We start from the raw sequence: 11,809 nt of genomic DNA on the forward strand, positions 1-11,809 counted from the left end.
CGCCATCACGCGCAGGCTGCCTAACCTCTTACCCCAGATGGACCAGAGCCTCCGCTCCTGAACACCGCTGAATGTCCCAAATCATCTGACGACAGACAAATGTCGCCTGCGAGTTCGACGAAGTTGGTGGTTTGAGTTTCTGTGTTTTCTGACATGTGACCGCTCTACTGCGGAGCCCCCGCTGAGAGGGGGTCATCGTATATCAGGAAACGGTCTTCAAGTAAATTTTGTGAGAAGTTTACCTTCAACGTAATTGACATTGCATTTTAATTCAATATTACGCGGTCAAATCGCTCTAAGTATTGTACGTGCATACATCTGAGGCTTCACTGAGCGCATCGAACGCGGCATTGAGGCGATGCAGATCCCAGATCACACAACCGTCGATCCTGAAAGGCTTGGGCATCCGCCCGTCCTTCACGCATTCATCGAACTTCGCGGTGCTGACACCGACATAGCGAGCGGCATCCTCGCGCCGTAGGCCCCGCCGAGGTACGACCTCTAACCGGACAGGTGCGCTAGCCGCGACCTGAGCTTGTTTGGCCTTCGGCATAGCTCGAACATTCATCGAAACAGCGGGAGCCCTGCTCCTAGCAGGCAGAGGCCGCTGATGAGCAAGCCGCCGCCAATGCTCTCAAGAACGGCCTGTTGCCGAGGGCGCTGAGAAGCAACACTGGCCGAAATGACCCCTGACACCAGACACACCAAACTCAGAACCGCCATTCGCATCTCCCTGCCTGTTTCTCGCAGGCAGGGGTTAAGCAAAGGGTGCCGGGCGGATTAACCATCCGAAAAGACAGGTTAACAATTCATTAGCGTCCAACGGAACTTTCGAGGAAACTACTGAGGCGGGCGGGTGCCCGCTTACGTACCCCTGAGCTTCCCCTCATGCGTCTGCTTGCTCCTAGCTGGCTCCCCTCACGGCTGGCGGTATGCCTGTCTATGCCCCTGATGCTGTTGGGAGTTGGTGGCGCGAGTGCGCACGTGAAGTGGTTCTGCGCCTACGATGTCGCCGGTCAGCCGCGGGGCCTTGAACAGGTGCTCTGTGCCGAGTTCGAGTGGCTCGTTGGCCTGTCCCTCGTATGCCTGATGGCCGGCTGCCTGATGGAAGGCACGCCGCTTGGAACGTACCTGCTCAACGCCCTCGACCGGGTGACCGCTCGACTGCGCACGGACACGACCCTTCTGGTCCGGGCCACGTTGGGGTTCTTCTTCGTGTCGCTTTGGAACCTCGGCGGTATCATTCTCACACCCGAGCTGAAGACCGACCTCTCCTGGATCCCGTGGCTGCAGCTCGGCATCGCGATGACGCTGATCTGGAAGCAGACGCTCCCCCTCGCCGCCCTTGGCATCGTATTCCTGTTTAGCTTTGCCACCTTCAACTACGGCGCGTTCCACCTCGCCGACTACCCAGTCTTCCTCGGCATCGCCGCCTACCTGACACTCGTCAGCTTCGACCGCACCTTGTTTGGTCTACGCCCTCTCGACGTGGTCCGATTGAGCGCCGCCGTTACCCTAATGTGGGCTTCCGTCGAGAAGTGGGCCTACCCGCACTGGACCGACCCGCTGCTGACAGCCAAGCCCGAGATGACCATGGGCTTCTCGAACGAGCTGTTCATGAATGCGGCTGGGGTCATCGAGTTCACCCTCGCCTTTGCGCTGATCTGGACCCCCCTGGTGCGCAGGATGAGCGCGATAATCCTGGCCGCGGTCTTCGTCTCAGCGGTGATCCAGTTCGGCAAGGTCGATGCGATTGGTCATTCCGGCATCATCGTCGTGCTGCTCGGCATTGCTGCCGACGATGCCCGTGTCGCAGTCCGAGCCCGAACCACGATGCTGGTGCCTGCCTACTACGCAGCGGCCCTCGCGTGCTTCCTCGCTCTCTACTATGTCGGGCACGCTGCGCTCTACGGTGGGCTCCCTGCTATCCCGGTGACCTGAGAGTTCAGACCAGGGTGGCACGGCCTATCGCCTTGTGGCGGGTCGGGATCGCCCTGTTCCTCTTTCGTCCTCAGCATAGCGCTCACCCTCAATCCAGACGCCGCCCCTTCCGCTTCGGGGGCGGCTGGTTGTCTAGCTTCGCCAGGATCTCGTCGCGGGCGCTTTGGGTGAGCGCCGCAGGGCCGATACCGTACTGGCGCTCATAGAACAGCCTGACCGCTGGCACGTAGCGGCCATAGACCGTATGGCGCTTTGGCAGTCCGCTCATCTCCAGGGAGGGTACGGATGCGAGCCAGTGGCGGATCTTCTCCTGATCCGGCCCCACGACCGCGCGGGCAACGTCCCGATCATCTGCGAACAGCGGCAGCTGATTGAGCGTCAGGAAGGGACGCGATTTGGGCGCAGTCACGCCGCCTGAAGCCATCGCCGCACTCCGACTGAGGCCTGCCTCGCCCGATCTACTCACGGGCCGGCGGGGAGGGGGGCGTCGGAATTTACTCAAGGCCACTCAGAAGACGTCCCGCTCACGGACTTTACCGCATTTCGGGCAGCGCTCTGTAGCACGGGCCGTTTTCCAGGATGCGCCTGGCCTGTAGGACCAGGGGATATCCTCCGCGGGTCGCCATTGGTGCGCGCAGGGGCCTGTCGCAAACGCGGTAGCGTCGGCGTTTACCTCGCGTTGACCATACAACCTGCATGGCGCCGTCCGAACCGGAGGCCGCCCATGATCCTGTCCGCCATCGCCGCCAAGCTCAAGCAGCGCGCTAAGGCCGACTTCAAAGGCCGGCATTACGAGGCGGCGCTGATCGTCCAGGCCGTTTCCTGGTACCTGCGCTATCCGCTCAGCTACCGCGATATCGAGGAGTTGTTCCTGGAGCGCGGCATGGAGGTGGATCACTCCACCCTGAACCGCTGGGTCCTGGCCTACGCGCCGCTGATCGAGAAGCGGCTGCGCCAGTTCCGCAAGCCGCACTGCGGCTCGGTGCGTATCGACGAAACGTACATCCGGGTGCGCGGCGAGTGGCGCTACCTCTATCGAGCCATCGATAAGTACGGCAATCCTGTCGACTTCCTGCTGACTGTCAGCCGCGACCTCGACGCCGCTAAGCGGTTCTTCCGCAAGATGCTGAACGATCAGCCCCTTCTCGCTCCTGACCGGATCGGTACGGATGGCGCCAGCACCTACCCACCGGCTATCGTTGAGAGCCGCAAAGAGGGTCTGCTGCCCCGCGTGCCGGCCCACTACGTCACCAAGCACCTACAGCAGGGCATCGAGAGCGACCACTTCCGGGTCAAAAAGAACATGCCGCGCATCGCTGGCTTCCGCTCCTTCCACACCGCCCGACGCACGATCTGCGGCTTCGAGGCCATGCTGTGGCTACGCAAGGGCTTCGGCTTTGCCGGCGCGTGGACCGTCCGTGAGCAGAACCATCTGCTCGGGGTCTGCTTCGGACTTCAAGCGGTTAACAAAAGCTGAAAACGAGACGGATACCGCCTCCCCTGCGACCTACGGCTCGGCTTGCGACAGGCCCCTTCAAAGACCATTCGGGCTCCGGCTTTCTGTAGGCGGTGGCTCGAACGAAAACGGCCGGGGTTTCGCCCGGCCGCTCTCTAGTCGTTGAAGCTAATCCTCTTAGCGGAGGAGCTGCAGGATGCCCTGCTGCGCCGTGTTGGCGAGCGAGAGGGCCGAGATGCCGATCGACTGGCGGGTCGACAGGGCCTGCGAGTTGGCGGCTTCCTCGTTGAGGTCCGCGTTCGTCAGGTTGGCCGAGCCGGTGTCGAGGATGTTGATCAGGTTCTTCGAGAAATCCTNCTGCGCCGTGTTGGCGAGCGAGAGGGCCGAGATGCCGATCGACTGGCGGGTCGACAGGGCCTGCGAGTTGGCGGCTTCCTCGTTGAGGTCCGCGTTCGTCAGGTTGGCCGAGCCGGTATCGAGGATGTTGATCAGGTTCTTCGAGAAGTCCTGACGGTTCTGCACCACCGAAAGGTTGGAGCCGAAGGTCGAGGACTGGGCGCGAAGCTGGCTGGTGGCGGCAGTGATGGCCGTCAGCGCCTTGTTGATCTCGTCATCGGACTGGAAATTACCAGTGATGGCATTGAGGCCGAGGCCGTCGGCATCGAGCTTCGAGCCCTCAATATTTAGATTAGAAGACCCCGTCTCGTTGAAGCTGACCTTCAGCGAGTTTTCAGCCTTGTCGGTGCCCGAACGGTACAGCAGGTTAATGCCGTTGTAGCTCGAGTCCTTAGCCTGCTGAGTGATCTGATCCAGAAGGGTGTTGAACTGCTTCGCAAGCGAGGTCCGAGTCGCATTCGTGCCGCTGGCCGAGCCTTCGCCCGAACCGACGACGGGCACAGTCGCCGTACCAGCAGTACCGAAGCCAATATCAGCGCCGCCTGCGTTGCTGACGGTGACCTTCTCCGAAGAGCCGGTTCCCGTCGTTGTGAAGGTAAGCTTGTTGTTGGCATCGAAGCTTGCAGTGACTTTTCCAGAAAATCCAGTATCGGCACTAAGCTGATTGTTTATAGAAGTCAGGATCTCAGTCTTCGTCGTCGCAGCGGGCGTTGCCCCGCCGGGGACGGTGACAGTCTTCTTCGGGCCTGAGCCGAGCTGAATGTCGAAGGTCGCAGAGGTAGTCAAATCGGCCGTCGTAGCAATTGCCGTACTACCCGTAACAACAGCGGCTGTAGCGCTGCTCTTGGCGGCCGCGCCGGTCGCCGTCTGTGCGGCCACCGCTGTACCGAAGCCGATATCAACTTCGTTAGCCGCGGTATTGGTGACTACGGCGGACGCAGCGGAACCCGTCGCGGTCGAGGTGAAGACGATACGGCCGTCGGTGGTCTTGGAGGCAGTGACTGCGGCAGGGTTGGTGGTGTCGTTGGCCAGCTGGTTGTTAATGGCCGTGACAACATCATCGGCCGTCGCTTTGGCGACGTTGTTGGTGACGCCGCTCAACGTCGTCGCATCGAGCGTGATCGTGGTCGTGTTGGTCCCGTCGCCGACCGTGAAGGTAGAGTTTCGGGTGCCCGAGAAGTCCTGGGTGCCATCGGTTGCGGCCGTCGTGGTGCCCTGGAAGCCGGTCACGGCAGTCAGGATGGCGGAGGTCGCCGGGGTGCCGTTGGAGACAGAGCTCTTGTCGGCCAGCGCCTGGTTGGCGGTGGACTTGGCCGAGTCGACCAGCTTCTGGATCGAGGTGATGCCCTGGTTGGCGGCCTGGATGGTCTGGACGCCGTTGGAAATGCCGTTGAGGAGCGAGCCGAGATCACCAGAGCGGCCGGTCAGCGACTGCGAGGTAAAGAAGCTCGTCGGGTCATCGAGAGCCGAGTTGACCTTCTTGCCGGTGGAGAGGCGGTTCTGGGTGCTGGAGAGAAGGTCAGCCGTGCCCTGCAGCGAGAGCAGGTTCTGACGGGTCGCGGCGGTAAGGGTGACGCTGGACATCTTTGGTGATCCTTTGGATCGAAAAACCCTCTAATTTCGAAGGCACGTCACTTGGGCACCTGACTTCCTAATCGCAGCTTAAATCAATCTACCAAGTTGCAGCCAACGAGTGTGTTTTGGCTGTATGGTTAATCAGTCGTTAACCTGCCCGACATAACAGAAAATAGAAGATACTCGCCTTCGAGCGTGCACCGGCTAGCTCAAAAGGAGTTCAGGCAATGGCATTAAAGCTGACGATTAGACCTGGTGAGACGGTCTACATCAATGGCGCTGAGATCTGTAACGCTGGCTCCGGCGTCAGCCTCGTCATTAAAAATCATTGCCGCATCCTACGCGAAAGCGAAATGATCCGGGAAAGCGAGGCTACCTCGCCCTGCTCAAAAATGGTCTTTGCGCTTCAGCAGATCGTGCTTAAAGAGAACCCCTTCGAGGAGTTGAACGAGCTTTCTCGGTTGGCCGTTCATATCTTGCAGACTATTCCAAGCGCAGCTCCACAAATCTTAGAGATCCAGCAGTTACTTAGCGAGAAGAAGACGCACGTCGCGTTTAAAAAAGGCAAGGCCCTAATGGTTGTTGAGGCTGAATGCCGCCGCGAAGCTAAGGTGGAGTGAACGATCTCGGAGACTTGGGTGAAGCGTGTTTTAAACCCCCTATCGCGGACTTCAGTGTAATCGTCACTCTCCCCGAGCCTCAATCTAAGGCTTGCCCCTAACGTATGGGATTGCGTTCGACTAAGCGATGCATCCCGCGCCCCGATGCCGCCCGCAGCGAGGTCCCGACCTTGACCTCCTCGATCCGGGACTTTCGAGGTGCCTGATTTGAATGGTGACTGTTCCGGACCTGCTGCATCAACTTGCGCGCCCGGACCTCGTGCAGCGACGCGAGGCTAATGAAGAGTTGGCGTTCGACGGAATTTCGCGCCTGCGCCGAGCACTCCTTTAAGGACACGGCGTACCTGAGATGTCCCAATAACCGTTCGAGCATGCTGACACCCCACATCCGCGCCCATCGTAGGCCACGCGCGTGGCCATGTCGTAAACATCCGTCCGGCCAAGCTCGTTCGCATCCGGACGGCCGACGTCGTGGCATACGAGACCGGCCATACGGTAAAGCCGCGGGTAAGGGATTAGCGTTACTCGCCAGCGATCCGCTGAGAGGCGTGCTGCAGCGCGGTTTCTGAGGTTAGTCAGATCGCCTTGGCTTCACGGGGGCACTCAGCCTCAAAGAGCATCAGACCCTTTCCGTTCTTGAACGCGACGTGCGTCTTCTTCTCGCTCAGAAGCTGCCAGATCACAACTGCGTGCGAAAGTCGTTACCTCTTGCAACTGCGCGCCTACGCCGGCAAGCGCAAGATTTCAGGCTCAAAATTCTACGTCGAAATGATGGCCGCGCCACAAAGTCAGATCTCGTTTGGCATTCCGATAGAAAAATTTTTAAGTAATCCTTTTAACGACCATAAAACAGAGGCGGCGTAGAAGATCTGTATGCCCTTCAACCCGTATATTGCTATGTTTTCGATTGGCGGATTTATTGCCTTTGCAATCAAGCCATCGCCATCGTGGGAAACCATTGCGATCGGGCTGCTTTGTGTTGTGGCTTGCGGAGTGGCGAAGCTGTTGTGGAAGCCCCCGCCTCCACCCAAGAAGAGCCTGCAGGATGCTACCGTGAAAGGCCAGCTGACTCTGAACGGGTCGCCCTCATCCGGAGACCTGTCGTCGGGCACAGTACCAAGCACCCCGCATGCGGCGCTACTCGCAAACGTTCCGAACCAATCCTGAAGCTGGCAGAGATCCTCGGGACCGTTTTTCCGGCAATAGAATTTTCGGCTCACTGTCCTAGCAGATTGAAGGCGGCCTGTTCCTCCACCGTTCCGCCTCTCTAGGACTATCAAAAAATGATTGGATCAAGGCGCCGAGGCGCCTTGTCGTCAGCGAAAAGGGTTAGGGGGCGCCGCCGGGATCGCATTGAGTAAAGTGATTGTCACCCGACGGTTCGGCGCGATGTAAGGATTGTCGGCGAAAACCGGCTCGGTGTCGGCGCGTCCCACTACGGAAGTGAAGTTGTCGTTAGGAACTCCGGCACCCGCCAGGATCGCGCGCACGGCGAGCGCACGCCCGGTGGTGAGGCTCCAAGGCTCGCTGACTCGCACCGAACCCGGGCGCGTGGCAGACGTGTGGCCGGCTATAGATAGGCTGTTGGGCAGCCGGCGCATGGCGGGCGCGAGTGCCTCTAGCACGCGACGGGTGTGCTCGTAGGGGTCGACGGAGCCCTCGCGGAACATGGAGCGGCCGTCCTGGTCCACGATAGAAACGTTCACGCCCTCGTTGGTAGGCTCAATCACGATGTTGCGCGACAGTTCAGCAATATCGGGCATCTTCTGGAGCGCCTGCCGCAGGCTAGCAGCGGCGCTGGAGTTGGCCTGCTCGCTGACTGCCGGACGGCTGACATCAGAATCACTGGGCCTAGTCGGGCGCGTTCTGTCCTTCTGCTCGGCAGAGCCCCTGGCTACGTCGCGCGGCGAGGACGGCTTGTCGCCTGAAGTGTCTGCAGAGCCCCGCGCTTCGTCACGCGGCGTGGCCGTCTTGTTGCCGGAGGTGTCCAGGGCGGTGCCGTACAGCATTCCGCCGGCACCACTGGTTTGAGGGCTCAAAGCCGCCGGCGCAAAGTATTCCGCTAAACCGACCTTCTGCTCCTCCGTAGTCATGCTGATCAGCCACATCAGCAGAAAGAACGCCATCATGGCGGTCACGAAGTCCGCATAGGCGATCTTCCAGGCCCCTCCATGGTGTGCATGACGGGCCTTCTTGACCCTTTTGATAACGATGAGCGGCTGGAGTTCTGTGGACATCGAGTACCTGCTCGAGGTTGCCTTAAATCTAGGCGGGCAGAGCGGCAGTTGCCGTTTCTACTTCGTTGAAGGTCGGGCGGACGTCGCTCATCAAGATTTTCCGAGCAAATTCTACCGCCATCACCGGCGGCTGGCCGCTGATGTGGGCGATGAGACCAGCCTTAAGTGAAGCGTAGTATTTGGACTCGGCCTTAAGGAGGCTCTTGAGCGACTGCGCCATTGGCCCAAAAAAGCCATACGCGACGAACACGCCAAAGAAGGTGCCTACGAGCGCGCCGCCGATCAAATGCCCCAGCACCTCCGGCGGCTCTTTGATCGCTCCCATCGTCTTGATCACGCCAAGCACGGCGGCGACGATGCCGAGCGCCGGTGTTCCGTCTGCGAGCGCTTGCATGGACGAAACGACATCCTCCTGCTCCTCATGGTGCGTTTCCAGCTCCTCGTCCATGAGAGCTTCGATCTCAAAGGGGTTGTTGGCGCCTAGCATCGCCATACGCATGTAGTCGCAGACGAATTCGACCGCGTGGTCGTTCGCTGCAAAAGTCGGGAAGGCATTAAACAGCGTCGACTCGCTCGGATTTTCAATGTGAGGTTCGAGGGCCATCATGCCCTTTTGCTTCACAAGCTTATACAATGAGTATTGCATCCCCAGAAGTTCGACATAACATTGCTGCCTATATTTGGGGCCCTTTACGATCGTGCCCAACATGGCCGGCACGGCTCTGAGCACCGGCCCGGTGTTGCCGATAACGAAGGCACCGATTGCTGCACCGAGGATGATGACGAATTCGAACGGCTGCCAAAGGACTTCGAGGTGGCCACCCATCGCCGCGTAGCTGCCGAAGACGCAGGCGAAGACGATTATTGCACCGATGCCAAGCCGCATGATTTGTCACTCTTGGGCGGCGGCATGTACAGCCAACGCGAAGCCACTAATGATGCAACAAATCAATGATTAAGATTAACAGAGAGTTTAGAGCCGTGGTTGGAGGATCATCGCATGCTTGGTCCCGAAACTTGGTGGAGCGGGCTTGAACTGAAGCGTCGGACCCTAGCGGATCAGACCTTATAGATGGCCATGCAGGGTCTTCAGACGGTGACCTGCCCTAACGCTGAACCGGTGGATCCAAGCCGGATTGCGTCGTCTGCTATGTGGTTTCACCTGCCGCATGAGCGTCGAGACCGGATACGATCAGGGTAAGTGCGGTTATAACGCGTCGTATGGCATTGATCATCAAAGCCTCCCGGAAATCCAGTACCGTCCTGGCGCTGACTGACATATTATATTGCAATACCAACTGAGTGAATGATCCGCTCTGAATATAAAAGATCTGATTGACGGAAATCTGTTCCTTTATTTGATGTTTGGAGTGAAAAATGAATAGGCGAGAAATCGCGGCGGTCCTCGGCGGGATGCTCGCCTTTATTTTATGGGTAGCCCCTGGCATGCTAATCCTGACGGCCGCGATACGCGACGAGCCGCCAGGTCTAATCACGGCCGGGATCGCCGCCCTTGCCTGTTTCGGATGCGCCTGCTTCGGGGCCAATAGGGCGTGGGACCTATACCAAGCGGCACGAAACCCTAAATCTTGATTGTCGGGGAATGGGTCGTTTTACTGACAGTCTGCCTATGCGGACGGGCGCAGACCTCACACTCATTAGTGTAGCCAGCCCACAGGGAGTGCGCCCCGAAGGTCGAGGCATCGAGGCCAGCGGCTCCGCCTGCGACGGTGAGTGGATCGGATGCTTGCCTAAAAAGCTGCAACACCCACTGGTCGCCTAGCCATAGGGCGCAGCATGCTTTTGACTGTCTCATACGGCCTCGGCCGATTGATGACCTCATCGAGCCGGGACCACAAGGTCTTAGGCGAGAAAGGCTTGGCGATGACCTCATTCACGCCCAAACGGACGGCGCGCTCAACTCTGCCTTTCTGTGGCTGAGCCATCATCAGGATCAGGGGCACGGTTGGAGCAGGAGAAGTTTCTGGATTTCGCACCAAGCGAATGACCTCCTCGCCAGAGAGGATGGCCAGATCCCAATCCAGGATCACCAAGTCAGGGCGAGCTTCGGCGATACAGCCAAGCGCTTCGGCTCCATCGGTCGCTTCCTGTATCCGCCTGATCCCGGTTCGCTGCAGCATGTCGCGAACGATACGGCGGATGTAGAGGCTCTCATCGACCACAAGGGCTGAGAGATCGGGAAAGCTCGGAGCGCCGATCATAAAAGGTACCTTGTCGGCGCATGCTGTCGTCCCGCACTCCGATGTTAGCGGTATGAGCCTTAACTTTCTTGCCGACCGGACTGGCGCTGAGAAGGCTCCGACGCTCCTACAGTGCATATCGTTATGCACCGCGTGCATCGAACGCCATTGAATGGAAAACGATCGTTTTCCCGTCATCGGGAGGGGCCGCAGTTCGAGCATCCTCAAACCGGCTTATTTCTGTCAGGAAAATATGACCGGATTTCTATTGCAGATTNAACGATCGTTTTCCCGTCATCGGGAGGGGCCGCAGTTCGAGCATCCTCAAACCGGCTTATTTCTGTCAGGAAAATATGACCGGATTTCTATTGCAGATTAAACGCGCCTGAACCACTATCCCGACATGCTCGTCGGATATGCCCGCGTCTCCACCCTCGACCAGAACCTCGACCTGCAGCGTGACGCGCTGACCAAGGCTGGGTGCGAGCGCCTGTTCGAGGAGAAGAAGTCCGGCAAGGCCGGGACCAAGCGTCCCGAGTTCGAGGCGGCCCTCGCCTACCTACGGCCCACCGACGTGCTCGTCGTCTGGAAGCTCGATCGCCTCGGCCGCTCCCTCGTCGAAATGATGCGGACGATCGACTCCCTGCGCGTGAAGGAGGTCCATTTCCGCTCCCTCACCGAGCAGTTCGACAGCGATACGGCGCATGGGCGCTTTGCCCTGCAGATGCACGGCGCCATGGCCGAGTACTTCCTCGACCTCAACCGGGAGCGCACCATGGAGGGGCTGAAGGCCGCCCTGGCGCGAGGACGCAAAGGAGGACGGCCAAAGAAGCTCACGCCAGCTGACATCGAGGTGGGCCGTGCCCTGCTGCACTCGGGCACCATTTCGATCGCGGCGATCGCCCAGCGCCTCGGGGTCAGCCGGGATACCTTCTACAGCTACTTCCCCCAGGCACGCACCCGCAGCCAGGCAGACGTAGCCGCTGCGGCGACCCGGCAGGCATCCTCCTGATGCCGATCCGGCGCGAGCACCGCTTCTTCTATCCGATCGACTGGCCGCAGCTCTCGGTCGTGATCCGCTTCGAACGAGCGAAGGGGCGCTGCGAGGTCTGCGCCCGTCCGCACGGACAGCGCGTCTTCCATCTTGGCGATGGCCGCTGGTGGGACGGAGAGGAGGGTTCGTGGCGGGACGGAGCTGGGCGCTTCATCTGCCTGGCGATCGGGGCCGATGATGTCCTGGGTCGTGTGCGTACCACACGCGTGGTCCTGGCTACCGGGCACCGCGACCATGATACCGCCAACAACGGGCCCAAGAACCTCGCCGCCTTCTGCCAGCGCTGCCATATGAACCACGATCGCCCTGAGCATCAACGCCGTCGCTGG

At 59.7% G+C, this 11,809-nt stretch carries 10 protein-coding genes and 1 pseudogene; 6 read left to right on the top strand and 5 right to left on the bottom strand.

Features of this window, described 5'->3' with window-relative positions:
• Nucleotides 1-942: 942 nt before the first annotated feature.
• On the top strand, nt 943-1,941 hold the full coding sequence (locus tag ASG51_RS12175) for a hypothetical protein (RefSeq protein ID WP_082513997.1): 999 nt from the start codon (nt 943-945) through the stop codon (nt 1,939-1,941).
• Nucleotides 1,942-2,029: 88 nt separating this feature from the next.
• On the opposite strand, the gene ASG51_RS12180 is transcribed toward ASG51_RS12175, so the two are convergent.
• Nucleotides 2,030-2,365, bottom strand: a complete 336-nt coding sequence (locus ASG51_RS12180) for a hypothetical protein (protein WP_056381100.1) — start codon at nt 2,363-2,365, stop codon at nt 2,030-2,032.
• A 300-nt stretch (nt 2,366-2,665) separates the two neighbouring features.
• Between ASG51_RS12180 and ASG51_RS12185 the strand changes: the two genes are divergently transcribed.
• Entirely contained in the window at nt 2,666-3,418 is a 753-nt protein-coding gene (locus ASG51_RS12185) for an IS6 family transposase (RefSeq protein ID WP_056381102.1), read from the top strand.
• 336 nt (nt 3,419-3,754) lie between these two features.
• On the opposite strand, the pseudogene ASG51_RS12190 reads toward ASG51_RS12185, so the two are convergent.
• Nucleotides 3,755-5,377: pseudogene (locus ASG51_RS12190) on the bottom strand (flagellin); the annotation flags it as partial.
• 218 nt (nt 5,378-5,595) lie between these two features.
• Between ASG51_RS12190 and ASG51_RS12195 the strand changes: the two are divergent.
• Nucleotides 5,596-5,988, top strand: coding sequence for a flagellar biosynthesis repressor FlbT (locus ASG51_RS12195; protein ID WP_082513996.1), 393 nt, complete (start codon nt 5,596-5,598; stop codon nt 5,986-5,988).
• 708 nt (nt 5,989-6,696) lie between these two features.
• The gene (locus ASG51_RS24755; RefSeq protein ID WP_210168764.1) at nt 6,697-6,852 is read left to right on the top strand and encodes a hypothetical protein; all 156 of its coding nucleotides are present in this window, start codon (nt 6,697-6,699) and stop codon (nt 6,850-6,852) included.
• A 452-nt stretch (nt 6,853-7,304) separates the two neighbouring features.
• Here the strand turns inward: ASG51_RS24755 and ASG51_RS12205 are convergent, their stop codons facing one another.
• The 3 genes from ASG51_RS12205 to ASG51_RS12215 form a co-directional block, all read right to left on the bottom strand.
• On the bottom strand, nt 7,305-8,225 hold the full coding sequence (locus ASG51_RS12205; protein ID WP_056381109.1) for a flagellar motor protein MotB: 921 nt from the start codon (nt 8,223-8,225) through the stop codon (nt 7,305-7,307).
• Nucleotides 8,226-8,253: 28 nt separating this feature from the next.
• Nucleotides 8,254-9,111 carry a flagellar motor stator protein MotA gene (gene motA, locus ASG51_RS12210; protein ID WP_056381111.1) on the bottom strand — a complete coding sequence of 286 codons (858 nt, stop codon included), beginning with the start codon at nt 9,109-9,111 and terminating at the stop codon, nt 8,254-8,256.
• Between the two features lie 865 nt (nt 9,112-9,976).
• The gene (locus ASG51_RS12215) at nt 9,977-10,447 is read right to left on the bottom strand and encodes a response regulator (protein ID WP_056381113.1); all 471 of its coding nucleotides are present in this window, start codon (nt 10,445-10,447) and stop codon (nt 9,977-9,979) included.
• A gap of 382 nt (nt 10,448-10,829) precedes the next feature.
• On the opposite strand from ASG51_RS12215, the gene ASG51_RS12220 reads away from it, so the two are divergent.
• Together ASG51_RS12220 and ASG51_RS12225 are read left to right on the top strand one after the other, a co-directional pair.
• Entirely contained in the window at nt 10,830-11,438 is a 609-nt protein-coding gene (locus tag ASG51_RS12220; RefSeq protein WP_056219640.1) for a recombinase family protein, read from the top strand.
• Nucleotides 11,438-11,809: hypothetical protein (locus ASG51_RS12225; protein ID WP_056381114.1), on the top strand; the 372-nt coding region annotated here is incomplete at its 3' end. The genes ASG51_RS12220 and ASG51_RS12225, both read left to right, overlap by 1 nt.

It is taken from the genome of Methylobacterium sp. Leaf465, from assembly GCF_001424705.1.
Classification (GTDB): Bacteria; Pseudomonadota; Alphaproteobacteria; order Rhizobiales; family Beijerinckiaceae; genus Methylobacterium.

What these genes read in the sequence shown, in the direction of transcription:
- ASG51_RS12175 (WP_082513997.1), top strand. Translation starts at nt 943, where the DNA reads ATGCCCCTGATGCTGTTGGGAGTTGGTGGCGCGAGTGCGCACGTGAAG.
- ASG51_RS12180 (WP_056381100.1), bottom strand. Translation starts at nt 2,365, where the DNA reads ATGGCTTCAGGCGGCGTGACTGCGCCCAAATCGCGTCCCTTCCTGACG.
- ASG51_RS12185 (WP_056381102.1), top strand. Translation starts at nt 2,666, where the DNA reads ATGATCCTGTCCGCCATCGCCGCCAAGCTCAAGCAGCGCGCTAAGGCC.
- ASG51_RS12195 (WP_082513996.1), top strand. Translation starts at nt 5,596, where the DNA reads ATGGCATTAAAGCTGACGATTAGACCTGGTGAGACGGTCTACATCAAT.
- ASG51_RS12205 (WP_056381109.1), bottom strand. Translation starts at nt 8,225, where the DNA reads ATGTCCACAGAACTCCAGCCGCTCATCGTTATCAAAAGGGTCAAGAAG.
- motA (WP_056381111.1), bottom strand. Translation starts at nt 9,111, where the DNA reads ATGCGGCTTGGCATCGGTGCAATAATCGTCTTCGCCTGCGTCTTCGGC.
- ASG51_RS12215 (WP_056381113.1), bottom strand. Translation starts at nt 10,447, where the DNA reads ATGATCGGCGCTCCGAGCTTTCCCGATCTCTCAGCCCTTGTGGTCGAT.
- ASG51_RS12220 (WP_056219640.1), top strand. Translation starts at nt 10,830, where the DNA reads ATGCTCGTCGGATATGCCCGCGTCTCCACCCTCGACCAGAACCTCGAC.